Here is a 23327-nt window from a genome sequence, read left to right on the forward strand (position 1 = left end):
GGGGGCGGGGCGGGCGACGTTCCGGGGGCGGGTAGCCTGGCGACGCGATGACTGAGAAGACGATCGTTCACCTGCTGCGGCACGGTGAGGTGCACAATCCCGACGGCGTCCTGTACGGCCGGCTGCCCGGTTTCCGCCTGAGCGAGGACGGAAACGAGATGGCCAGGGCCGCGGCCAAGTGGTTCGAGGGGCGCGACGTGACCGCGCTGTTCTCCTCGCCCATGCAGCGCGCCCTGGAGACCGCGGCCCCGCTGGTCGACACGTTCGAGCTGCCGGTCACGGTGGACGATCGCCTGATCGAGGCGGACAACCACTTCGAGGGCCTGACGTTCGGCGTGGGCGCGGGCAGCCTGAAGCGGCCCGAGCACTGGCGCTACCTGTGGAACCCGTTCCGGCCGTCCTGGGGCGAGCCCCACATCCAGATCGCGCGCCGGATGCGGTCCGCCGTGATCGCCGCCCGGGACGCCGCGACCGGCCACGAGGCCGTCCTGGTCAGCCACCAGCTGCCGATCTGGATCCTGCGCCTGCACGCCGAGCACCGCCGCCTCTGGCACCACCCGGGCCGCCGCGAGTGCAACCTCGCCAGCGTCACCAGCCTGGAGTTCGAGGGCAGCCGCCTGGTCGGGGTCTCCTACGCCGAGCCCGCCGCGGGCATCGGCGGGGGGACCGGTGTCGCCGGCGCCTGACCCTGCCGATACATTGAGTACTACGTCTTGTAGTAGGAGGGTGCGTTGAGCCCCCGGATCACCCTTGTGAGCGCCGCCGCGGCGTCCGCTGCCGTGCTGCTCGCGGGCTGCGCGGGCGGCGGCACCGGCGGTCCCGCCGCCGGCGACAACCGGTTCATCGCCGGCAACGGCAAGGTGCAGGAGGTGTCGGCGTCGAGCCGGCACGCCGCGCCGCAGGCGGACGGCAGCACGCTCGACGGCAGGCCGGTGAAGCTGTCGGACCTGCGCGGCAAGGTCGCGGTGGTCAACTTCTGGGCGTCCTGGTGCGCGCCCTGCCGTGGCGAGGCGGCCTCGCTGGAGCAGGTCTACCAGCAGAACAAGAACAACGGCGTGGCGTTCCTCGGCGTCAACTTCAAGGACGACAAGGACAACGCCATCGCCTTCGAGCGCAAGCTCAAGGTGTCCTTCCCGAGCGTGTTCGACGGCGACGGCCGCATCGGCCTGGCGTTCAAGGACGTCCCGCCGAACGCCATCCCGACCACCCTCGTCCTCGACCGGCAGGGCCGGATCGCGGCGCGGCTGCTCGGCGCGACGACCTTCTCCTCGCTGAACCCCATCGTGACCAAGGTCCTCGCGGAAAAGTGATCCTCGCGGCGGTGAACACCGAGACGACCGTCACCAGCGGCTCGCTGCTGGCGGCGGCCCCGCTGGCGGCGCTCGCGGGGCTGGTGTCGTTCGTGTCGCCGTGCGTCCTGCCGCTCGTCCCCGGCTACCTGTCGTACGTGACCGGGATGACCGGCGCGGACCTCGCCGAGCAGCGGCGCGGCCGGCTGCTCGGCGGCGTCGCGCTGTTCGTCGGCGGGTTCACCTTCGTGTTCGTCAGCATGGGCGCGGTCGCGGGCGGCCTCGGCCGCTGGATGCTGGAGTACCAGACCACGATCCAGCGCGTCCTCGGCGTCATGACGATCGTGTTCGGGCTGGCCTTCATGGGCATGATCCCGGGCCTGCAGCGGACGCTGAAGTCGGGACGGATGCCGAGCGCCGGCATCGCCGGGGCCCCGCTGCTCGGCGTGATCTTCGGCCTGGGCTGGACGCCCTGCATCGGCCCGACGCTGGCCGCCGTCCAGTCCCTGGCGATCACCGAGGCCAGTTCGACCCGCGGCGCGCTGCTGTCGGTCGCCTACTGCGTCGGTCTCGGGCTGCCCTTCCTGCTCACCGCGCTCGCCTACCGCCGCGCGCTCGGCGCGTTCGCCGCCGTCAAGCGGCACTACGCGCTGGTCATGCGGATCGGCGGCGGGATGCTGGTGCTCATCGGGCTCGCGCTGGTGACCGGGCTCTGGAACGAACTGACCATCCAGATGAAGTCGTTCATCGTCGGCTTCGAGACCCCGATTTGAGCCATGGCCGAGACAGACACTGAGCGCGCGAAGGCGGAGAAGACCACACCGGACGAGCCCACGCCGGACCAGGCCGGGCCGGACCGGGTCGAGGAGGCGGCGACCGCCACCCCGGCGGGCCGGAGGCCCGCCGAGGAGGGCCCGCGTCCGAGGGGCATCGGCCCGATCGGCTGGCTGCGCTGGGCGTGGCGGCAGCTCACCACCATGCGGACGGCGCTGATCCTGCTGTTCATGGTGGCGCTCGGCGCGATCCCGAGCTCCTTCCTGCCGCAGCGCGCGCAGGCCCCGGAGAAGGTCGACGTCTACTTCCAGCAGCACAAGGCGCTCGCGCCGTGGCTCGACCGGTTCTCGCTCTTCGACGTCTTCGCCGCGCCCTGGTTCGCGGCGATCTACATCCTGCTGTTCGTGTCGCTCGCGGGCTGCGTCGTCCCGCGCCTGGTCAAGCACTTCCAGGCGATGCGCGCCCAGCCGCCCGCCGCGCCCCGCAACCTGACCCGGCTGCCCCAGTCGGCCACGTTCGAGACGTCCCGCACCCCGGACGAGGTGCTCGCCGAGGCGAAGGCCCTGCTCAGGAAGCGCCGGTTCCGGGTCGCCGAGGGCAAGGGGGCCGTGGCGTCCGAGAAGGGCTACGCGGGCGAGCTCGGCAACCTGCTGTTCCACCTGGCGCTGCTCGGCCTGCTGTTCTCCCTCGGCGTCGGCAACCTGTTCGGCTACCGGGGGGACGTGCTGCTCCGCGAGGGCTCGTCCTTCGCGAACACGCTCGCCCAGTACGACCAGTTCAAGCCCGGCCGCGCGTTCTCGACCAACGAACTCGCGCCGTTCTCGATCACCCTGGACGACTTCCAGGCCAAGTACGAGCTCAAGGGCGACAAGCGCGGCCAGGCCACCGACTTCCACGCCTCGATCACCTACCGGGACACCCCGACCTCCGCTTCGAAGCACTACAACCTGAAGGTCAACCACCCGCTGGAGATCGGCGGCACCAAGCTCTACCTGCTCGGACACGGCTACGCGCCCCAGTTCACCGTCCGGGACGGCAAGGGCCAGGTCGCCTACCGCGGCGCCGTCCCGTTCCTCCCGCAGAACTCGCGGACCCTGCAGTCCGAGGGCGTGATCAAGGTCCCGGACGCGCAGCCGGACCAGCTCGCCTTCTACGCCATCCTCTGGCCGACCGCGACCGCCACCACCGACGGCAAGCAGATCATCTCGGAGTTCCCCGGGGCGCTCCGTCCGGTGGTCTCGATCGTCGGGTTCAAGGGCGACCTCGGCCTGGACAGCGGAAACGCCCAGTCGGTGTACCAGCTGGAGGGCATCGGCAAGACGCTGATCCCGATCAAGGGCGGCGAGAAGCTCATGGAGCCGGGGGAGACCTTCAAGCTCCCGGACGGCTCCGGCTCCATCACCTTCGACGGCTTGAAGGAGTGGACGAGCCTCTCGGTCAACCACGACCCGGGCCGCATGCCCGCCCTGATCGCGGCCGTCCTCGCCATCCTCGGCGTGATCACCTCGTTCACCGTCCGGCGGCGCAGGGTGTGGGTCCGTGCGAGCGCCGCGGAGGACGGGCGTACCGTGGTGCATGTCGGCGGGCTCACGCTCGGGAACCCGACCCCGGAGTTCGACGACGTGGTGACCGCGCTGCGCGGCGATTCACAGGGCTCCGACGCCTCGGAGCCGACGACCCCGGTGTCCGAGGAGACCGGAACGCCGGGGGACGCGTCCCCCGGCGACAAGTCCGAACAGTCCGGAGCCGAGACGTCCACGTCGGCGGCGGACGACCCTTCTGACAAGGAGTGACGAGGGTGCAAACCGCCGACCTCGCCAACATGAGCGACAAGCTGATGCTCAGCACCGTGGTGCTGTACATCGTCGCCGTGGTGGCCTACGCGGCCGACCTGGGCTTCGGCCGCAGGAGACAGCCCGCCGCCGTGGTCCGCACCGAGGCCAAGGTCCTCGTCGGGGCCGACGGCCCCGACGAGACCGTCACCGAGGTCGTCGCCGCGCCGCCCGCGGAGGACGACCGCCGCCGCATCGACTGGGCGCGCCTCGCCGTGGTGCTGAACGTCCTCGGCTGGGCGGCCCACCTGGGCGTCATCCTGTCCCGCGGCCTCGCGGCGCACCGCTGGCCGTGGGGCAACATGTACGAGTTCCTCACCGCCATCGCGTTCGCCGCGGTCACCGCGTACCTGGTCGTCCTGGCCCGGTACAAGGCCCGCTTCCTCGGCGCGTTCGTCATGGTCGCCGCCGTGATCGCGCTCGGCGTCGCCAACATCTGGCTGTACGACTCGGTCGGCCCCGTCACCCCGGCGCTGAACTCCTACTGGATCGCCATCCACGTCACCGCCGCGATCATCGCGACCGGCTCGTTCACCGTCGCCGGCGCCGCGACGATCATGTACCTGCTGAAGTCCCGCCGCGAGGCCGCCGGGCCGATCCCCGAGCAGTCGGTCTGGTCCCGCGTCCCCGGCGTCGAGGCCCTCGACCGCCTGGCCCTCCGCGTCACCACCTTCGCCTTCCCGATCTGGACGGCCGCCATCGTCATGGGCGCCATCTGGGCCGACGAGGCGTGGGGCCGCTACTGGGGCTGGGACCCCAAGGAGACCTGGTCCTTCGTCACCTGGATCGCCTACGCCGCCTTCCTCCACGCCCGCGCCACCGCCGGCTGGAAGGGCCGCAAGGCCGCCGTCCTCTCCCTGGTCGCCTTCGCGTGCCTGATCTTCAACTTCTTCGGTGTCAACTACATGTTCTCCGGCCTCCACTCCTACGCCTGACAACCTTCGCCAAGGGCGTCCTCCCTCCGGGGAGGACGCCCTTTCGCGTGCCCGCCCCCAGACCTCCGAAACCGGAGCGACAGCGAGTTGTCCACAGCCGACCCATCGCCTTGTGATCAGTTGTCGCCGTCCCGGATGATCGCTTGAGAACAGTCCGTGACGAAGGGATCACCGTTATGCATCTCGCTCAGATTTGGCCGCTCATCGCCGCGGCCGTGGCCATCATCGGCGTCATCTTCCGCCAGATCGGCCTCATCCGTTCCGAACTCACCACCCGCATCGACGGCGTCGCCACCGGACTCACCACCCGCATCGACGGCGTTGCCACCAGACTCGACACCAAGATCGACGGCGCGCGTTCGGAACTGGACGCCAGGATCGAGGGCACCAACTCCCGTATCGACGGCCTTCGCGCCGAGATGAGCGCCAAGTTCGACGGCCTCCGCAACGAGATCCTGACGGCCCTCAAGCCCATGGCCACCACGATCGAACGCCTGGACCAGGACTCCCGAGACCACCTGAAAACCCACCACAACCCCGGCTGACCACCCTGCTCGGTGCGAGCCCAAGGGGGGCTGTCCGGGCGAGGCGAGGGCCTTGGTGTCGAGGACGGGCGGGCGGGGTCAGTTGTCGCCGCGGATTCGGCGGGTTAGGGCGTTGAGGAAGGCGGGGTCGTCGTCAGGGCCCTTGGGGGCGTCCGGGTGGCGGTCGGATTGCGCGCCGGGGGGCCACAGCACCGACTCCATGGAGCGGCCGCGCGGACGTCCCGCCAGCAGCCACAGGACGGCGCCGAGAACGAATCCGAGGAGGGCGATGAGCAGCCAGACGGACTTCGGGAGGAGGCGTACCTCGCGCTCGTCGCTGGTGAGGACATCCAGCAGGCAGAAGAGCCAGCCCGCGACGAGGACGACGGCGATGAGCGCGTAGGCCATGGGTCAACGTTAGTCCTCGACTTGGGGGGATGACGGCGTGTCGGCGTTCGGCTTACGCTTCCCGGAGGCCCCGCACGGGGCCCCGCGAGAACGCGAGGAGCCCGATGCGGTTCAAAGGCATCCACCGCCGGTCCCCCGGAGGCGCGTCGCGCCCCGGCGACGCCCGGTACTCGCCCTCGCCGCCCGACCCCGGACGGTCACGGGACTCCGGTTCCTGGCAGAGTCCCGAGCCGACGCAGATCCGCCCGAGGGGCGCGCAGCCGCGCGACCGGTTCGGCAGGTTCCGCAAGGGTGGCCGGGACGACGCGTACGCGGCCCGTCCCGAGGGCGACGCTCCGAGCCCGGACCCGGCGACCGCGGTCGGACGCCACCGGATACGCGCCGAGCAGCCCGCGAAGGTCTACTCGTGGAGCGACTTCGAACTGGACGACGAGCCGGGCCCGCCGCGCGCCGCTCCGCGTTCGCCGGACAGCCCTCCCATGCTGGACGGACTGCGCCACTGCGGTGTCCTGGAGAACGTCCTGCACCGTCAGTGGGACGCGCGCCAGGGCCCGCCGTCGCCCGAGGTCGTCCGCGCCGTCGAGAGCCTGGCGTCGCTGCCGGACGCGCTGAAGCGCAAGCTCGCGGACGGGCTCACCGGGATCTACGTCGGCCCGGGCGGCGTCCCGCACCTGGACGACATGGGGCACCTGCGCGGCCGTCCGCTGCCGTCCGGACGGGCGACCTGGGACATCTGCGCGGGCGCGTACGGCGACCGGAAGGTCGTCGTCGGCGACCGTCCCTCCCCGACGCCGGACGTGATGATGCACGAGGTCGGGCACGCGCTCGACGACATCGACGGCGGGGACACCGGCTGGCAGTCCGACACGCCCGCGTTCCTCGAGCTCTACGACATGTGCAGGCCGTACCTGATGAGCGACTTCCACCAACAGCCCGACGCTCTCGGCCGCCGGGAGTTCTTCGCCGACGCGTTCGCCGCGATTTCGGCCCGGCAGCGTCCGGCATTGGTGGATATGCTCTCCGGCAACATCCGCGCCGCCCTCGAGGTCATGCTCTTCTTCAACCGCCGATACGGAATCTGATCTGACCCTCCGCCAACGGAAGACAAGCCAGCGAAGGTGATTCCCGATGTACGTGATCCGGCTCCCCGACGGCACGCTCAGGGTGCCGCACGGCGTCCTGCTCGACGGCGGTGACGACGGACGGGTCATCGCCGACGCGTACGTGGAGATCGGCCCGGACGACCCCGACTACGACCGCCTCCGCGCCCAGTCCCTCACCGAGGACGAACTCGAGGACCGCCGCCGCTCCTGGCGCGAAGGCGACGCCGACCTCCAGGCCGCCTTCGAAGCCTGGAAACACGAACAGGACTCCTGACCCCGCCTCACCCGCCGGGCCCCGCCTCTAGACAGACCCCCGCCTCTCGACAGACCCCCGCTCCGCGCCAGCCCCCGCCTCGCGACAGGCCCGCCCGTGACAGGCCACCGCCCCGCGCCTGGCCCCGCCTCGCGCCTGGCCCCGCCTCGCGACAGGCTCCTAGCCTGCTCCGGGCCCCCGTTCCGCGACAGGTCCCCGCCTTGCGACAGGTCCCCGCCTTGCGACAGACCCTCGTTCCGCAACAGGCCACCGCCCCGCAACAGGCCACCGCCCCGCGACAGGCCACCGCCCCGCGACAGGCCCCGCCCCGCGCCTGGCCCCGCCCCGCGACAGGCCCCCGCCCCGCGACAGGCCCCCGCCCCGCGCCTGGCCCCGCCCCGCGACAGGCCCCCGCCCCGCGACAGGCACGCCCGCGACAGGCGCGCCCGCGACAGGCCACGCCCTGCGCCGGGCCTCCGCTCCGCGACAGGTCCCCGCCCTGCGCCGGGCCCCGTTCCGCGACAGGCCACCGCCCTGCACTGGGCCCCATTCCGCGACGGGCCGCGCGAGTGCCGTCGGCGCGTGAGGACCGTCCTGGTGTGAGCACGGCCATCTGCGTGCATTCCGCACTTGAACGGCGGCGGTCGGGAGCTGTGCGATTTCCGCGAGCCCGAGGCGGGAGTCCGAGAGGGGAGAAGGGGTAGCGCGGAAAGAGGGAGCCGTGTGGACGGAGAACGCGAAATCCGTTGATGTCGTGTGTTAAGGGTGGTGAAATCGGTGGGGCGCGGGAAATGCTAGCGACGCGAGATCCGTGTGATCCGTGGCCGCGGGAACGGTACAAACCGTGAGATGTGGGAATGGTGAGGGCCACGGGCGTCGGCACTGACGCGGGACCTCGGACCTCGGACGGAGGCGGCGGGCGTGAGCCGGAAGGTCGACGACGCGCGGACTCGGCGGGACGCCCGCGCGTCGTCAACGTGTTCGTTCCGGCACCCGCGAACGGGTGCGCAAAACAGGAAACCGCCTGCTACCGGCGGGGTGTGCCGGGGCGGCGGTGCCGGAAAGGCGGCGGCGGGGCCGACCGCGCCGGAAGGGCGCGGGCGGGTCCCGTCAGCGGACGACCGAGTGCTCTGCGACCGGTTCGTCTCCGCGAAGCAGCGCGTGCACCTCGGACTCGCGGAAGCGGCGGTGGCCTCCCGGCGTCCGAATGCTGCTGATGCGGCCCGCAGCGGCCCATCGGGTGACCGTCTTGGGATCAACCCTGAAGAGCGCGGCGACCTCTCCGGGGGTCAGCAGGCGCTCGCTGGTGCTCTCCACGTTCTCTCTCCCCCTTTGTCCCGCTCTCGGCGCGGGTGGACTGTTTCCTAGTGTGGCGGAGCAAGACCGATTTCTCCCTTGTTTTCGCAAAACATCACGCTGCGTAGTTTGGCGAGCTGCCCAGATCACCGACCGTAAACATGGTTTTGGACACAACGGACACCGTGCCCACCATCGGTCCCTCGTGCCCCGGCCGTGACCGGCGCCGGGCGGTCCGTTATCGCGCGCCGATCGTGAGCGAATAACCTCGCTTCCATGCCCGCACTGGTGACCCTCGCGGACGTCGAGCACGCGGCCGGACTGCTCGCCGGAACCGCCGTCCGCACCCCGCTCGTGCCGTTCCCGACGCCCGACGGAGAACGGCTGCTGCTGAAGGCCGAATCGCTCCAGCCCGTCGGCGCGTTCAAACTGCGCGGCGCCTACGCGACCATCGCCGGACTTCCCGAGGACGAACGCGCCAGGGGCGTCGTCGCGCACTCCAGCGGCAACCACGCCCAGGCCGTCGCGTGGACGGCCCGCGCCCTCGGCATCCGCTGCGTGCTGGTCATCCCGCACACGACGCCGGGCGTGAAGGTGGACGCCTGCATGGCGCTCGGCGCGGAGATCGTGTACGTCGAGCCGACGATCGAGGCCCGCGTCGAGACTGCCGACAAGCTCGCCGCCGCCCACGGCTTCACGCTCGTCCCGCCGTTCGACGACCCGCGCGTGATCGCCGGGCAGGGCACGGTCGGGCTGGAGATCGTCCGGGACGAGCCGGACGTCGACCTCGTCCTCGTGCCCGTCTCGGGCGGCGGACTGGTCTCCGGCGTCGCGGTCGCGGTCAAGGCGCTCCACCCGGACGCCAAGGTCATCGGCGTCGAGCCGGAGCTCGCCGCCGACGCCCGCGAGTCGCTGCGCACCGGGCATCCCGTCCAGTGGGCCGCCGAGGACACCGGGCGCACCATCGCCGACGCGCTGCGTGTCCAGCGGCTCGGCGACCTCACCTACGCGCACATCCACGAGCTGGTGGACGACATCGTGACCGTCTCGGAGGACCAGATCAGGCTGACCATGCGCCGGATCGCGCGTGAGTCCCGTCTCATCGCCGAGCCCGGTGGCGCGGTCGCGGCTGCCGCCTACCTGTACCGCCGCCCGTTCCTGCCGCCCACGCGGACGGCCGTGGCCGTGCTGAGCGGCGGGAACGTCGATCCGGCCCTCTTCCTGGACGTCCTCCGCCAGGCCTGACCGCGCCACGAGAGAGACCGGACAGGACCGTCCGGGAGGGGCGGACCAGGTCATCGGGAGAGCGGGAGTAGCCTGGAACCGCCATGCGTTCCGTTCTGTTCTACACCTCCGCCCGCCTGGGGATCTTCGTCGCCACGACCGCCGTCCTCTGGCTGACGCCCATGCGCAAGGCGCCGCTGTTCCTGCTGCTCGGCGCCCTCGTCCTCAGCGGCGTCATCAGCTACGTGCTGCTGTCGACCCAGCGGGACGCGATGTCGGCGACGATCGCCAACAGCGTCCGCGACAAGAAGACCAAGCTCGAGGAGTCCCGCGTCAAGGAGGACTGACCTCCAGCTCGTACCGCGCGGCGCTCCCACCCCGGCCCGCGGCAGGACCCGCTGTCCTTCCTGCCCTGCCATGGGACGCGCTCTCCTTCCCGCCCCCGCGGCGGTACGCGCCGTTGTTCCGCCCTGCGGAGGGGCGCACAGTCTTCCCGCTCACTGCCGGAGGCACCGACCTTCCGAGCGTGCGGCGCGAAGGCGCTGACCTCCCACTCGCTGCCGGAGGCGCTGACTTCCCGGGGGTGCGGCGCGGAGGGGCGACCTCCTGAACCGCGGCGGATCGGCCTCCTGAACCGCGGCTGATCGGCCTCCTGAGGCGCAGCGGATTGGTCTTTCCGGCCCGCGGAACCCCGGCCCCCACGCTCGTTCGTGGGGGCTTTCGCATGTCTGGACGCCGCTCGGGAAGCTCGTCTGGAGGCGTGTTCGGTGGGCCTCGGACGGCGGTTCCACCGCGGTGGCCGTGGACCGTTCGCATGCGTTCCCGGGCGGCCTCCTAGGCTGGAGGTATGACCCGCGCCAATCTCGACAAGAAGCCCGCCGACGTGGCGGCCATGTTCGACCGGACCGCCGACCGGTACGACCTGCTCAACACGCTGATGACCGGCGGAATGGAACGGTGGTGGCGGCGGGAGGTCGTGCGTGCCGTGGCCGCCCGGCCGGGGGAGCGGGTGCTCGACCTGGCCGCCGGGACGGGCACGTCCTCGGTGCCGTTCGCCGACGGCGGGGCCGAGACCGTCGCCTGCGACTTCTCGCTCGGCATGCTCCGCGTCGGACGCGAGCGGCAGGCCGGGGTCGCCAACCTCGCCTTCGTGGCGGGCGACGCGATGAGGCTGCCCTTCGAGGACGGCTCGTTCGACGTCGTGACGATCTCGTTCGGCCTCCGGAACGTCCAGGACACCGAGGCGGCGCTGCGCGAGATGCGGCGGGTCGCCAAGCCGGGCGGACGGCTTCTGGTGTGTGAGGTCAGTCACCCTCCGAACCGGCTGCTGGACGCCGGGCACAAGGCGCACCTCAAGATCGGGCTGCCCCTCCTGGCCCGGGTGTCCTCGAATCCGGACAGCTACACCTATCTCGCCGATTCCACGCTGGCGTGGCCGGATCAGGCTGCCCTGGCGGGGATCGTGCAGTCCGCCGGGTGGACGAAGGTCCGGTGGAAGAACCTGACCTTCGGGGTCGCGGCGATGCACCACGCCGTCAACCCGGGCTGACCCGTCCGCTCGTGGCGGTTTGCACCGGTCCAAAACCAGGTAGGCGCAGAGTTAGCCACAAGCGGCTCCAAAGGAATAGACTCCCCATCGGATTCTTGTGAAGTACTTCACAAGCGAACGAAGTAAGAGGAACGCTGTGACCGACTCCACCCGACACGCGGACGTCATCGTCGTCGGGGCCGGACCCGCCGGGTCGTCCACCGCCTACTGGCTGGCGCGCGCCGGCCTGTCCGTGTTCCTGCTGGAGAAGGCGACGTTCCCGCGCGACAAGATCTGCGGCGACGGGCTGACCCCGCGCGCGGTCAGGGCCCTGATCTCGATGGGCGTCGACATCGACGCCCCCGGCTGGAGCCGCAACAAGGGCCTGCGCATCTACGGCGGCGGCACCCGCATCGAGCTCCCCTGGCCCGAGCTGGCCAGCTTCCCCGACTTCGGCCTCGTCCGCTCCCGCATGGACCTGGACGAGCTGCTCGCCCGGCACGCCGCGTCCGCGGGAGCCGAGCTGATCGAGGGCTGCAACGTCACCGGCCCCATCATCGACGAGCGCACCGACCGCATCACCGGCGTGACCGCCAAGCACAAGGGCGAGGAGATCACCTTCCACGCCCCGCTCGTGGTCGCCGCCGACGGCAACTCGACCCGGCTCAGCGTGGCCATGGGCCTCGAGCGCCGCAGCGACCGCCCGATGGGCGTGGCCGTCCGGCGCTACTACGAGTCGCCCCGGTCCACCGACGAGTACATGGAGGCATGGCTCGAGCTGTGGGACGGGCAGCGCCTGCTCCCCGGCTACGGCTGGGTCTTCCCCCTCGCCGACGGCACGGCCAACGTCGGCCTCGGCCTGCTCAACACCTCCAAGTCGTTCCAGAACGTCGACTACCGCGGCATGCTCAAGGGCTGGACGTCCCAGATGCCGCCCGAGTGGCAGTTCGACGAGGAGCACGCGACCGGCCCGATCCGCGGCGCGGCGCTCCCCATGGGCTTCAACCGGCAGCCGCACTACGCGCGCGGCATGCTGCTGGTCGGCGACGCCGGCGGGATGATCAACCCGTTCAACGGCGAGGGCATCGACTACGCCCTGGAGTCCGGCCGGCTGGCCGCCGAGATCATGGTCCAGGCGCTCGCCCGGCGAACCCCGGCGCAGCGCGAGCGGACCCTCTACGAGTACCCACGCGTCCTCAAGGACGAGCACGGCGGCTACTTCACGCTCGCGCGGGTGTTCGTGCAGGCCATCGGTGACCCGCGGGTGATGAAGTTCCTCACCGCGCACGGCCTGCCGCATCCGACGCTGATGCGCTTCACCCTCAAGCTTCTGGCGAACCTCACCGACCCCAAGGGCGGCGACGCGTTCGACCGGATCATCAACGCCATGCAGAGGGTGGCGCCCGCCGCTTAACCCCGACCCCCGGAGGGGAGTGCTATTGATCACCTTGGACAGGACGACGACCCGGCCTTGTGACCGCAGTCACAGGCGGGGCGTCGTCGAGGCGTGGGCTCCGCGTGCGCGGAGACCCCGCCCGTACAGCGTCGTACGCCCCGAGGAGAGGAAGTAGGACTCCGTGGACCTCTATATCCCGATCATCGTGTTGGGGGTTCTGGCGTTCGCGTTCGCCGCGGGTTCGGTGTTGATGGCCTCGATGACGGGGCCGAAGCGTTGGAACCGGGCGCGCCTGGACGCCTACGAGTGCGGGATCGAGCCGACCCCGCAGCCGGTCGGCGGGGGCCGTTTCCCCGTCAAGTACTACCTGACGGCGATGCTGTTCATCGTCTTCGACATTGAGATCATCTTCCTTTACCCCTGGGCCGTCACCTTCGACAGCCTGGGGGTTTTCGGTCTTGTGGAGATGGTCCTTTTCATCCTCACCGTGCTGGTGGCGTACGCCTACATCTGGCGGCGCGGTGGTCTGGAGTGGGACTAAATGGGTCTTGAAGAGAAGCTCCCCAGCGGCTTCCTGCTGACGACCGTCGAACAGGTCGCCGGCTGGGCGCGCAAGAGTTCGGTGTGGCCCGCCACCTTCGGTCTCGCCTGCTGCGCGATCGAGATGATGGCGGCCGGCGACCCCCGGCACGACTTCTCCCGGTGGGGGATGGAGCGCGCCTCGGCGACGCCGCGGCAGGCCGACCTGATGATCGTCGCGGGCCGGGTGAGCCAGAAGATGGCGCCGGTGCTGCGCCAGATCTACGACCAGATGACCGAGCCCAAGTGGGTCATCGCGATGGGCGTGTGCGCCTCGTCCGGCGGCATGTTCAACAACTACGCGATCATCCAGGGCGTGGACCACATCGTCCCGGTGGACATCTACCTGCCCGGCTGCCCGCCGCGGCCGGAGATGCTGCTGGACGCGATCCTGAAGCTGCACGACAAGATCCAGAACACCAAGCTCGGGCCGCAGCGCGCCAAGCAGATCGCCGAGCTGGAAGAGATCAAGCGTCGTCAGCTTCCGCTGCTGGGACAGGGGGCCTGATGAGCAGCCAGAACCCCGAGCAGCAGGCCGAGCAGGCCGCCGACCGCCTTCCCGCGCACCGCGAGGAGGAGCGGGTCGAGCAGCCCGTCGCCCGGATGGGCATGTTCGGCATCCAGGGCAGCGGCGACACCTCCGGGTACGGCGGACTCGTCGTCCGGCAGGCGCCGAAGGTGTCCTCGCCGCGTCCGTTCGGCGGGCCCGAGGGCGCCGCCGACCCCGGCGAGTTCGACGAGGTCGCCGACACGCTGGAGCGGCTGCTGCCGACCTTCGGCGACGCGGTCGAGCGGATCGTCGTCCACCGCGGCGAGCTGACCCTGCACGTGCGGCGCGAGCACCTGGTCGAGGTCGCGACCACCCTCCGGGACGCGCCGGACCTGCGGTTCGAGATGTGCATGGGCGTGAGCGGCGTGCACTACCCGAAAGACGAGGGCGCCGAGCTGCACGCGGTCTACCCGATGCTGTCGATCACGCACAACCGGCGCGTCCGGCTGGACGTGTCGTGCCCGGACGCCGACCCCCACATCCCGTCGCTGGTCCGGCTGTACCCGACCAACGACTGGCACGAGCGCGAGACCTTCGACTTCTTCGGGATCGTGTTCGACGGCCATCCGGCGCTGACCCGGATCATGATGCCGGACGACTGGGTCGGGCACCCGCAGCGCAAGGACTACCCGCTCGGCGGCATCCCCGTCGAGTACCGCGGCGCCGAGATCCCGCCGCCCGACCAGCGGAGGTCGTACACATGAGCCCCTCCACCAAGTACACCGAGTACGACGCGTACACGGCCGCCGCCGAGGAGGCCGCCGAGGGCCGCGTCTACGACGTCAACGGGCAGGACTGGGACCAGGTGGTCTCCGACGCCCGGGACGCCGGCGACGAGCGGCTCGTGGTGAACATGGGCCCGCAGCACCCGTCCACGCACGGCGTGCTCCGGCTGATCCTGACGCTCGACGGTGAGACGGTCGACGAGTGCCGCCTGGGCATCGGCTACCTGCACACCGGCATCGAGAAGAACATGGAGTTCCGCACCTGGACGCAGGGCACCACGTTCGTCACCCGGATGGACTACCTCGCGCCGATCTTCAACGAGACGGCGTACAGCCTCGGCGTGGAGAAGCTGCTCGGCATCACCGACCAGATCCCCGAGCGGGCCTCGATCATCCGCGTGATGATGATGGAGCTCAACCGGATCTCCTCGCACCTGGTCGCGATCGCCACGTTCGGCCTGGAGCTCGGCGCGACGACCGTCATGCTGAACGGCTTCATCGAGCGTGAGTACACCCTCGACCTGTTCGAGGAGATCAGCGGCCTGCGGATGAACATGGCCTACGTCCGTCCGGGCGGCGTCGCGCAGGACCTGCCGTCCGGCGCGATGAGCAAGCTGCGCGACTACCTCGACCGGATGCCGAAGCGGCTGAAGGCGATGCGCAAGCTGATGGACGACAACCCCGTCTACAAGGCGCGCACCAAGGACATCGCGTACCTGGACCTGACGGGCTGCACCGCGCTCGGCATCACCGGCCCGATGCTGCGCTCCACCGGCATCCCCTGGGACCTGCGCAAGTCCCAGCCGTACTGCGGTTACGAGACCTACGACTTCGAGGTGGCCACCGAGACCACCTGCGACGTCTACGGCCGCTACCTGGTCCGGATGAGGGAGATGGAGGAGTCGCTGAAGATCGTGGAGCAGTGCGTCGAGCGGCTCCAGACGGTCAAGGGCCCGGTGATGGTCGAGGACAAGAAGATCGGCTGGCCGGCGCAGCTCGCGATCGGCGCGGACGGCATGGGCAACTCGCCCCGGCACATCGCGCACATCATGGGCACCTCCATGGAGGCGCTGATCCACCACTTCAAGCTGGTGACCGAGGGCTTCCGCGTCCCGGCCGGGCAGGTCTACGCGCCGGTCGAGTCGCCGCGCGGCGAGCTCGGCGCGCACCTGGTCAGCGACGGCGGGACGCGTCCCTACCGGGTGCACTTCCGCGACCCGTCGTTCACCAACCTGCAGGCGGCGCCCGCGATGGCCGAGGGCGGCATGATCGCCGACGTCATCGCCGCGGTCGCCTCGATCGACCCCGTGATGGGAGGTGTGGACCGTTGAGCGAGCAGCTGCTCAAGCTGGAGCCGCCGTTCCGCAACACCGAGCCGTACGACCCGGAGACCCGGGAGCGGCTGGACCGGGACGCCAAGGACATCCTGGCGCGCTATCCCCAGCCCCGCTCCGCGCTGCTGCCGATGCTGCACCTGGTGCAGTCGGTGGACGGCCACGTCACCGGGCGCGGGATCGCGTTCTGCGCGGACACGCTCGGCATCACGCCGGCGCAGGTCACCGGGGTCGCGACGTTCTACACCCAGTACAAGCGCGAGCCGGTCGGCGAGTACCACGTCGGCGTCTGCATCAACACGCTGTGCGCGGTGATGGGCGGCGACCAGATCTGGTCCGAGCTGAGCGACCACGTGGGCGTCGGGCACGACCAGGCGACCGAGGACGGCAAGGTCTCGCTCGAGCGCATCGAGTGCAACGCGGCCTGTGACTTCGCGCCCGTCATGACGGTGAACTGGGAGTTCTTCGACAACATGACGCCCGAGAGGGCCAAGCGTCTGGTCGACGACCTCCGCGCCGGTAAGGAAGTGCTTCCTTCGCGCGGGCCGAACCGGCTCGCCACGTGGAAGGAGGCCAGCCGCGTGCTGGCCGGTTTCGACGACGGTCTGGCCCACGAGGGCGTCCAGGCTGGGACCGAGTCGCTGCGCGGGCTCGACCTCGCGCGCGAGCGCGGCTGGACGGCCCCGGAGCCGGGTGCCAAGCCTGCCGCGGGGCCGGACGACGCCGCCGAGGGGGGAGAGAAATGACCACGCTGACTCCCATCCTCACCAAGAACTGGGACCAGCCCGACTCGTTCACGCTGGCCGGGTACGAGCGCGACGGCGGCTACTCCGCGCTGCGCACGGCCCTCGCCATGGAACCGGACGCGATCGTGCAGACGGTGAAGGACTCCGGCCTCCGCGGACGCGGCGGCGCGGGCTTCCCCACCGGCATGAAGTGGGGCTTCCTGCCCGCGGACAGCCCGAACCCGCGCTACCTGGTGGTGAACGCGGACGAGTCCGAGCCGGGCACGTGCAAGGACATCCCGTTGATGATGGCGAACCCGCACGTCCTCGTCGAGGGCGTCATCATCAGCTCGTACGCGATCAAGTCCAACCACGCGTTCATCTACGTGCGCGGTGAGGTGCTGCACGTCATCAGGCGTCTGCAGCAGGCGGTACGGGACGCCTACGCCGCCGGGTACCTGGGCGAGAACATCCTCGGCTCGGGCTACGACCTGGAACTGGTCGTGCACACCGGCGCCGGGGCGTACATCTGCGGCGAGGAGACGGCCCTTCTCGACTCCCTGGAGGGATACCGGGGTCAGCCCAGGCTCAAGCCCCCCTTCCCGGCGGTCGCGGGACTCTACGGCGGTCCCACCGTCATCAACAACGTCGAGTCCATCGCGTCCGTTCCCTCGATCGTGGCGAACGGCGCCGACTGGTTCACCTCGATGGGCACCGAGAAGTCCGCCGGGTTCGGCATCTTCTCGCTGTCCGGGCACGTGACCAGGCCGGGACAGTACGAGGCCCCGCTCGGGATCACCCTGCGCGAGCTGCTCGACATGGCGGGCGGCATGCGCGGCGGCCGGCGGCTGAAGTTCTGGACGCCGGGCGGTTCGTCCACGCCCCTGTTCACCGACGAGCACCTGGACGTCCCGCTCGACTTCGAGTCGGTCGGCGCGGCCGGGTCGATGCTCGGCACCCGGGCGCTGCAGATCTTCGACGACACGGTCTGCGTGGTGCGGGCCGTCCTGCGGTGGTCGGAGTTCTACGCGCATGAGTCGTGCGGCAAGTGCACCCCGTGCCGCGAGGGGACGTACTGGTACAAGCAGCTGCTCAAGCGGCTGGAGGCGGGCCAGGGCTCCGAGGAGGACCTGGACACCCTGCTGGACCTGTCCGACAACATCCTCGGCCGCTCGTTCTGCGCGCTCGGCGACGGCGCGACCAGCCCGGTCGTGTCCTCGATCAAGCTCTTCCGGGACGAGTACATCCGCCACTTCGAGCAGGGCGGCTGCCCGTTCGACCCGGCCAAGTCCACCCTGTGGGGAGGTGCTGCGGTATGACCGTCGCCGACGAGAAGAGCACCGTCGAGCGGCAGCAGGTCGAGATGGTGACCTGCACCATCGACGGTTTCGAGATCAGCGTCCCCAAGGGCACGCTGATCATCCGGGCGGCGGAGCTGCTCGGCATCCAGATCCCGCGGTTCTGCGACCATCCGCTGCTCGACCCGATCGGGGCCTGCCGCCAGTGCCTGGTGGAGATCCCGGACGCGGGCAACGGGCGCGGCATGCCGAAGCCGCAGGCGTCCTGCACCACCACGGTCATGCCGGGGATGGTCGTCAAGACGCAGCTGACCTCGCCGGTCGCCGACAAGGCGCAGCACGGCGTGATGGAGCTGCTGCTGATCAACCACCCGCTGGACTGCCCGATCTGCGACAAGGGCGGCGAGTGCCCCCTGCAGAACCAGGCGATGTCCAACGGGCGCGGCGAGACCCGGTTCACCGAGGCCAAGCGGACCTTCCCCAAGCCGATCCCGCTGTCGACCGAGGTGCTGCTCGACCGCGAGCGCTGCATCCAGTGCGCGCGCTGCACGCGGTTCTCCGACCAGATCGCCGGGGACGCGTTCATCGACCTGTTCGAGCGCGGCGCGAAGGAGCAGGTCGGAACGGCCACCGACAACCCGTTCCAGTCCTACTTCTCGGGCAACACCGTGCAGATCTGCCCGGTCGGCGCGCTGACCGGCGCGGCCTACCGGTTCCGGTCGCGGCCGTTCGACCTGGTGTCCACGCCGTCCGCGTGCGAGCACTGCGCGTCCGGCTGCGCGCTGCGCACCGACCACCGGCGCGGCAAGGTCACCCGCCGCCTCGCCGGGGACGACCCGCAGGTGAACGAGGAGTGGAACTGCGACAAGGGCCGGTGGGCGTTCACCTACGCCACCCAGCCCGACCGGCTCACGCACCCGCTCGTCCGGAACGAGAAGGGTGAGCTGGAGGTCGCGTCCTGGCCCGAGGCGCTGACGGTGGCCGCTCGCGGCCTCGCGCGCGCACGAGGCAACGCCGGTGTCCTGACGGGCGGACGGCTCACGCTGGAGGACTCCTACGCCTACAGCAAGTTCGCCCGGATCGCGCTCGGCACGAACGACATCGACTTCCGGGCCCGTCCGCACAGCGCCGAGGAGGCCGAGTTCCTGGCCTTCGGCGTCGCGGGCCGTCCGATCGAGGTGTCGTACTCCGCCCTGGAGAACGCCCCGGCGGTGCTCCTGGCCGGGTTCGAGCCCGAGGAGGAGTCCCCGATCGTCTTCCTGCGGCTGCGCAAGGCGTTCCGCAAGAAGGGCCAGAAGGTCGTCGCGGTCGCGCCGTTCGAGACCCGCGGCCTGAAGAAGACCGGCGGGACGCTGCTTCCGGCCGTTCCCGGCGCTGAGGCGGAGGTGCTCGGCGGCCTGGTCGCGGGCGAGAACGCCGAGGTCCGCGAGCTGCTGGAGAAGCCGGGCGCGGTGATCCTGGTCGGCGAGCGGCTGGCGACGAGCCCGGGCGCGCTGTCCGCGGCCGTCCGGCTGGCGCACGCCACCGGCGCGGGCCTGGCCTGGGTGCCGCGCCGCGCGGGCGAGCGGGGCGCGGTGGAGGCCGGGGCGCTGCCCGGGCTGCTGCCGATCGGCCGTCCGGTGTTCGATCCGGACGCCCGCGCCGAGACCGCCCGCGCCTGGGGCGTCGCGGACCTGCCCGCGACGCCGGGCCGCGACACCGCCGGGATCCTGGCGTCCGCGGCGGCGGGTGAGCGCGGGGCGCTGCTGGTCGGCGGGTTCGACCCGTACGACCTGCCCGACCCCGAGGCGGCGCTCGCGGCGCTCGACCGCACGCCGTTCGTGGTGAGCCTGGAGCAGCGGGTCAGCGCGGTCACCGACCGCGCGGACGTCGTGCTCCCAGTCGCCGCGGTCGCCGAGAAGTCCGGGACGTTCGTCGACTGGGAGGGCCGCGGCCGTCCGTTCGAGACCGTCCTGAAGACCGCCGGGAAGATGTCCGACCTGCGGGTCATCGACGCGCTGGCGAACGAGATGGACGTCCACCTCGGCCTGCCCGACTCGGACGCGGCGCGCCGCGAGCTGACCGGGCTCGGCGCGTTCCGCGGCGAGCGGCAGCCCGCGCCGTCGGTCGCGATCGGCGTCCTGCCGCAGCCCGGTCCGGGCGAGGCGATCGTGGCCAGCTGGCGGCTGCTGCTCGACCGCGGCACGCTGCAGGACGGCGAGCCCTACCTCGCCGGCACGGCCCGCGACGCCGTCGCCCGGGTGTCCCCGGCGACGGCCGAGGAGGCCGGCGCGGACGGCGAGCTCACGGTGCGCGGCCCGCGCGGCGAGGTCACGCTGCCGCTGCTGATCACGCCCGGCATGCCCGACCGGGTCGTGTGGCTCCCGGCCAACTCCGCCCCGGTCGCGCTGCACGCCGACCTGGGCGCGGCGGCCGGGGACATCGTCTCGATCGGAGGCTCCCGATGAGTCTGGTGAGTTCGGCGGGAGCGGCGGTGCTGGCGGGTCCGGCGCCCGCCGACCCGACCCTGTCCACCTTCGGCAAGGACCCGTGGTGGCTGATCGGGGGCAAGGTCCTCGCGATCTTCGTCTTCCTGGTCCTGACCGTCCTGATGTCGATGTGGGTCGAGCGGCGCGTCATCGGCCGCATGCAGCTGCGCGTCGGCCCGAACCGGACCGGCCCGTTCGGCCTGCTCCAGGGCCTCGCGGACGGCGTGAAGCTGGCGCTGAAGGAGGACATCGTCCCCCGGAACGTGGACAAGGTCGTCTTCGTCCTCGCGCCGGTCATGTCGGCGGTGCCCGCGTTCATCTCGTTCGCCATCATCCCGTTCGGCCCGACCGTGTCGATCTTCGGGCACCACACCGCGCTGCAGGGCACCGACCTGCCGGTCGCGGTGCTGCTGGTGCTCGCGATGTCCTCGATGGGCGTCTACGGCATCGTCCTGGCGGGCTGGTCGTCGATGTCGCCCTACTCGCTGCTCGGCGGGCTCCGCTCGTCCGCGCAGGTGATCTCCTACGAGATCGCGATGGGGCTGTCGTTCGTCGCGGTGTTCCTGTTCGCCGGGTCGATGTCCACGACCGAGATCGTCAACGCGCAGGCCAACACCTGGTACGCGGTGCTGCTCTTCCCGTCCTTCGTGGTCTACGTGATCACGATGATGGGCGAGTCGAACCGCATCCCGTTCGACCTGCCCGAGGGCGAGGGCGAGCTGGTCGGCGGCTTCCACACCGAGTACTCGTCGCTGAAGTTCGCGATGTTCTTCCTCGCCGAGTACATCAACCTGGCGACGCTGTCGGCGCTGTGCACGACCCTGTTCCTCGGCGGCTGGCGCGCCCCCGCGCCGATCTCCACCGTGTGGGCCGGCGCGAACTCCGGCTGGTGGCCGGTGCTGTGGTTCATGGTCAAGCTCTGGCTGTTCATCTTCTTCTTCATCTGGCTGCGCGGCTCGCTGCCCCGCGTCCGCTACGACCAGCTGATGAAGCTCGGGTGGAAGGTGCTGATGCCCTTCTCGATCGGCTGGATCCTGCTGGTCGCGACCATCCGGGTGTGGAAGAACGAGGGCCACAACGCCACGGGCGTGATGGCGACGATCGCCGGGATCGCGATCGTCGTGATCCTGCTGACCTTCGTCTGGGAGTTCACCCGGAACGGCGGCGGCGCCGCGGACGTGGCCCAGCCCCCGCCCGCACCCGACCATCCGGACGCGGGCGGCTATCCCGTCCCGCCGATGGACGCCCCGCACTACCACGGCCACCGCGACGTGCCGCGGCCGCGCATCACCGAAACCTCTCGTGAGGAGGTCAGCAGTGGGACTCACTGACTTCCTGAACCCGGTGAAGGGGTTCGGGGTCTCGTTCCACCAGATGTTCACCAAGAGCGAGACCGTCCAGTACCCCGAGGTGAAGAAGCCGACGGCCCCGCGCTTCCACGGACGCCACCAGCTGAACCGCTGGCCGGACGGCCTGGAGAAGTGCATCGGGTGCGAGCTGTGCGCCTGGGCGTGTCCCGCCGACGCCATCTTCGTGGAGGGCGCCGACAACACCGAGGACGAGCGCTACTCGCCCGGTGAGCGGTACGGCCGGATCTACCAGATCAACTATCTGCGCTGCATCCTGTGCGGGCTCTGCATCGAGGCGTGCCCGACCCGGGCGCTCACGATGACCAACGAGTACGAGCTCGCCGACGACAGCCGCGAGTCGCTCATCTACACCAAGGACATGCTGCTCGCGCCGCTGCGCGAGGGCATGGAGAGCCCGCCGCACGCGATGCGGCTGGGCGACTCCGAGGAGGACTACTACCGCCTCGGCCTACAGCCCGAGGAAGGCGGTGAGAGGAAATGACCACCGCCCACGCCCTCGCGGGCCACGCCCTGGCGGGGCACGCGGGCACGGCGCACGTGCTCGCGGGCACCGTCGCCGACAAGCAGTCGGGCGAGCCGTTCTTCTTCTGGCTCCTGGCGATCGTGTCGGTCGCCGCGGCGCTCGGCATGATCTTCATGCGGAAGGCGGTGCACTCGGCGATGCTGCTGGCGACCGTGATGCTGTCGCTGGCCGCGCTCTACGCGATCCAGGACGCGCCGTTCCTGGCGTTCGTGCAGGTCATCGTCTACACCGGCGCGGTGCTGATGCTGTTCCTGTTCGTCCTGATGCTGGTCGGCGTCTCGTCCACCGACTCGCTGGTGGAGACGCTACGCGGGCAGCGGCTCTGGGCCGCGATCAGCGGCGTCGGGTTCCTCGCCCTGCTCGGCACCGGCTTCGCCAACGCCGCGCTCGGCGACTCGACCGGGCTCAAGGCGGCCAACGCCGAGCACGGCGGCAACATCCGCGGCCTGGCGTACCTGCTGTTCGGCAAGTACGTGTTCGCGTTCGAGGCGACCAGCGCCCTGCTCATCACGGCGGCGCTCGGCGCGATGGTGCTGGCGCACCGCGAGCGCACCACGCCGAAGCCGACCCAGCGGTCGCTGTCGGTCGAGCGGTTCCGCCGGGGCGGCCAGACCGGCGCCCACCCGGGCCCGCTGCCCGGACCCGGCACCTACGCCCGCCACAACGCGGTCGACATGCCCGCGCTCCTGCCGGACGGCACGCCGTCCGAGCTGTCGGTCAACCCGGTCATCTCGGCCCGGACCGACACCGCGCACCGGCACACCGACCTGCACGGGCAGACCGAGCGGCAGGCCCTGGACAAGGACGTCCGGGCCGTCCGCACGGTGACCGAGACCGCCGACTCCGAGGCCGGCGCCGTCGCCGAGACCGAGGAGGGTGAGAAGTGAGCCCGGGACACTACCTGGCGCTGTCGGCGATCCTGTTCACCATCGGCGCGATCGGCGTGCTCGTGCGCCGCAACGCGATCGTGGTGTTCATGTGCGTGGAGCTCATGCTCAACGCCTGCAACCTGACGTTCGTGTCGTTCTCCCGGATGCACGGGAACCTCGACGGCCAGATCATCGCGTTCTTCGTGATGGTCGTGGCGGCGGCCGAGGTCGTGGTCGGCCTCGCCATCATCATGACCATCTTCCGGACCCGCAGGTCCTCGTCGGTCGACGACGCGAACCTGCTGAAGTACTAGGGGGCCGCGG

Annotated in this window: 25 protein-coding genes; 23 read left to right on the forward strand and 2 right to left on the reverse strand. The window is 70.8% G+C overall.

Annotation, left to right across the window (positions count from 1 at the left end):
• The first annotated feature begins 47 nt into the window (after positions 1–47).
• The 6 genes from P696_RS0123210 (at position 48) to P696_RS0123235 (ending at position 5375) form a co-directional block, all read left to right on the forward strand.
• A complete protein-coding gene (locus tag P696_RS0123210; protein ID WP_026414211.1) occupies positions 48–686 on the forward strand; it encodes a histidine phosphatase family protein in 639 nt (212 codons plus the stop codon).
• Positions 687–731: 45 nt separating this feature from the next.
• Positions 732–1310: a TlpA family protein disulfide reductase gene (locus tag P696_RS0123215; protein ID WP_026414212.1), complete on the forward strand. Its 579-nt coding sequence runs from the start codon at positions 732–734 to the stop codon at positions 1308–1310.
• 11 nt (positions 1311–1321) lie between these two features.
• The gene (locus P696_RS0123220) at positions 1322–2062 is read left to right on the forward strand and encodes a cytochrome c biogenesis CcdA family protein (protein ID WP_026414213.1); all 741 of its coding nucleotides are present in this window, start codon (positions 1322–1324) and stop codon (positions 2060–2062) included.
• 3 nt (positions 2063–2065) lie between these two features.
• Complete coding sequence (resB, locus tag P696_RS47530) at positions 2066–3856, forward strand: cytochrome c biogenesis protein ResB (protein WP_084337998.1); 1791 nt, start codon at positions 2066–2068, stop codon at positions 3854–3856.
• A gap of 5 nt (positions 3857–3861) precedes the next feature.
• Entirely contained in the window at positions 3862–4830 is a 969-nt protein-coding gene (gene ccsB / locus P696_RS0123230) for a c-type cytochrome biogenesis protein CcsB (protein WP_026414214.1), read from the forward strand.
• Positions 4831–5006: 176 nt separating this feature from the next.
• Positions 5007–5375, forward strand: a complete 369-nt coding sequence (locus P696_RS0123235) for a hypothetical protein (RefSeq protein WP_026414215.1) — start codon at positions 5007–5009, stop codon at positions 5373–5375.
• 78 nt (positions 5376–5453) lie between these two features.
• On the opposite strand, the gene P696_RS0123240 is transcribed toward P696_RS0123235, so the two are convergent.
• A complete protein-coding gene (locus tag P696_RS0123240; protein ID WP_026414216.1) occupies positions 5454–5762 on the reverse strand; it encodes a PLD nuclease N-terminal domain-containing protein in 309 nt (102 codons plus the stop codon).
• A 104-nt stretch (positions 5763–5866) separates the two neighbouring features.
• On the opposite strand from P696_RS0123240, the gene P696_RS0123245 reads away from it, so the two are divergent.
• Both P696_RS0123245 and P696_RS0123250 read left to right on the forward strand, forming a co-directional pair.
• On the forward strand, positions 5867–6844 hold the full coding sequence (locus P696_RS0123245; RefSeq protein ID WP_026414217.1) for a hypothetical protein: 978 nt from the start codon (positions 5867–5869) through the stop codon (positions 6842–6844).
• Positions 6845–6890: 46 nt separating this feature from the next.
• Positions 6891–7139 (forward strand): hypothetical protein, encoded by a 249-nt coding sequence (locus P696_RS0123250; protein ID WP_026414218.1) that lies wholly within the window; start codon positions 6891–6893, stop codon positions 7137–7139.
• 1089 nt (positions 7140–8228) lie between these two features.
• Here P696_RS0123250 and P696_RS0123255 read toward each other — a convergent pair.
• Positions 8229–8435 (reverse strand): BldC family transcriptional regulator, encoded by a 207-nt coding sequence (locus tag P696_RS0123255; RefSeq protein ID WP_026414219.1) that lies wholly within the window; start codon positions 8433–8435, stop codon positions 8229–8231.
• 255 nt (positions 8436–8690) lie between these two features.
• Here P696_RS0123255 and P696_RS0123260 point away from each other — a divergent pair, with 255 nt between their 5' ends.
• From P696_RS0123260 to nuoK, 15 genes are all read left to right on the forward strand, one after another.
• Positions 8691–9659, forward strand: a complete 969-nt coding sequence (locus P696_RS0123260; RefSeq protein ID WP_026414220.1) for a threonine ammonia-lyase — start codon at positions 8691–8693, stop codon at positions 9657–9659.
• An 83-nt stretch (positions 9660–9742) separates the two neighbouring features.
• Complete coding sequence (locus P696_RS47535) at positions 9743–9985, forward strand: DUF4229 domain-containing protein (protein WP_034486325.1); 243 nt, start codon at positions 9743–9745, stop codon at positions 9983–9985.
• Positions 9986–10485: 500 nt separating this feature from the next.
• Positions 10486–11187 (forward strand): demethylmenaquinone methyltransferase, encoded by a 702-nt coding sequence (locus P696_RS0123270; protein ID WP_026414221.1) that lies wholly within the window; start codon positions 10486–10488, stop codon positions 11185–11187.
• A 136-nt stretch (positions 11188–11323) separates the two neighbouring features.
• Entirely contained in the window at positions 11324–12580 is a 1257-nt protein-coding gene (locus P696_RS0123275; protein WP_026414222.1) for a geranylgeranyl reductase family protein, read from the forward strand.
• 163 nt (positions 12581–12743) lie between these two features.
• Positions 12744–13103: an NADH-quinone oxidoreductase subunit A gene (locus tag P696_RS0123280; RefSeq protein ID WP_026414223.1), complete on the forward strand. Its 360-nt coding sequence runs from the start codon at positions 12744–12746 to the stop codon at positions 13101–13103.
• Complete coding sequence (locus tag P696_RS0123285) at positions 13104–13649, forward strand: NuoB/complex I 20 kDa subunit family protein (RefSeq protein WP_026414224.1); 546 nt, start codon at positions 13104–13106, stop codon at positions 13647–13649. It begins immediately after the preceding gene.
• Complete coding sequence (locus P696_RS0123290; RefSeq protein WP_026414225.1) at positions 13649–14395, forward strand: NADH-quinone oxidoreductase subunit C; 747 nt, start codon at positions 13649–13651, stop codon at positions 14393–14395. Before P696_RS0123285 ends, P696_RS0123290 begins: the two co-directional genes overlap by 1 nt.
• Complete coding sequence (locus P696_RS0123295; RefSeq protein WP_026414226.1) at positions 14392–15747, forward strand: NADH-quinone oxidoreductase subunit D; 1356 nt, start codon at positions 14392–14394, stop codon at positions 15745–15747. The genes P696_RS0123290 and P696_RS0123295 overlap by 4 nt, the downstream gene beginning before the upstream one ends.
• Entirely contained in the window at positions 15744–16496 is a 753-nt protein-coding gene (nuoE, locus tag P696_RS0123300; protein WP_245627779.1) for an NADH-quinone oxidoreductase subunit NuoE, read from the forward strand. The genes P696_RS0123295 and nuoE overlap by 4 nt, the downstream gene beginning before the upstream one ends.
• On the forward strand, positions 16493–17794 hold the full coding sequence (gene nuoF, locus P696_RS0123305; protein WP_026414228.1) for an NADH-quinone oxidoreductase subunit NuoF: 1302 nt from the start codon (positions 16493–16495) through the stop codon (positions 17792–17794). Before nuoE ends, nuoF begins: the two co-directional genes overlap by 4 nt.
• On the forward strand, positions 17791–20220 hold the full coding sequence (locus P696_RS0123310; RefSeq protein WP_026414229.1) for an NADH-quinone oxidoreductase subunit G: 2430 nt from the start codon (positions 17791–17793) through the stop codon (positions 20218–20220). Before nuoF ends, P696_RS0123310 begins: the two co-directional genes overlap by 4 nt.
• Positions 20217–21572, forward strand: coding sequence for an NADH-quinone oxidoreductase subunit NuoH (nuoH, locus tag P696_RS0123315; RefSeq protein ID WP_026414230.1), 1356 nt, complete (start codon positions 20217–20219; stop codon positions 21570–21572). The genes P696_RS0123310 and nuoH overlap by 4 nt, the downstream gene beginning before the upstream one ends.
• Positions 21559–22092, forward strand: a complete 534-nt coding sequence (gene nuoI, locus P696_RS0123320) for an NADH-quinone oxidoreductase subunit NuoI (RefSeq protein ID WP_026414231.1) — start codon at positions 21559–21561, stop codon at positions 22090–22092. Before nuoH ends, nuoI begins: the two co-directional genes overlap by 14 nt.
• Positions 22089–23021: an NADH-quinone oxidoreductase subunit J gene (locus P696_RS47540; RefSeq protein ID WP_051468036.1), complete on the forward strand. Its 933-nt coding sequence runs from the start codon at positions 22089–22091 to the stop codon at positions 23019–23021. Before nuoI ends, P696_RS47540 begins: the two co-directional genes overlap by 4 nt.
• Positions 23018–23317 (forward strand): NADH-quinone oxidoreductase subunit NuoK, encoded by a 300-nt coding sequence (gene nuoK, locus P696_RS0123330; RefSeq protein WP_026414232.1) that lies wholly within the window; start codon positions 23018–23020, stop codon positions 23315–23317. The genes P696_RS47540 and nuoK overlap by 4 nt, the downstream gene beginning before the upstream one ends.
• Positions 23318–23327 lie beyond the last annotated feature (10 nt).

This window comes from Actinomadura oligospora ATCC 43269, assembly GCF_000518265.1.
Taxonomy (GTDB): domain Bacteria; phylum Actinomycetota; class Actinomycetes; order Streptosporangiales; family Streptosporangiaceae; genus Spirillospora; species Spirillospora oligospora.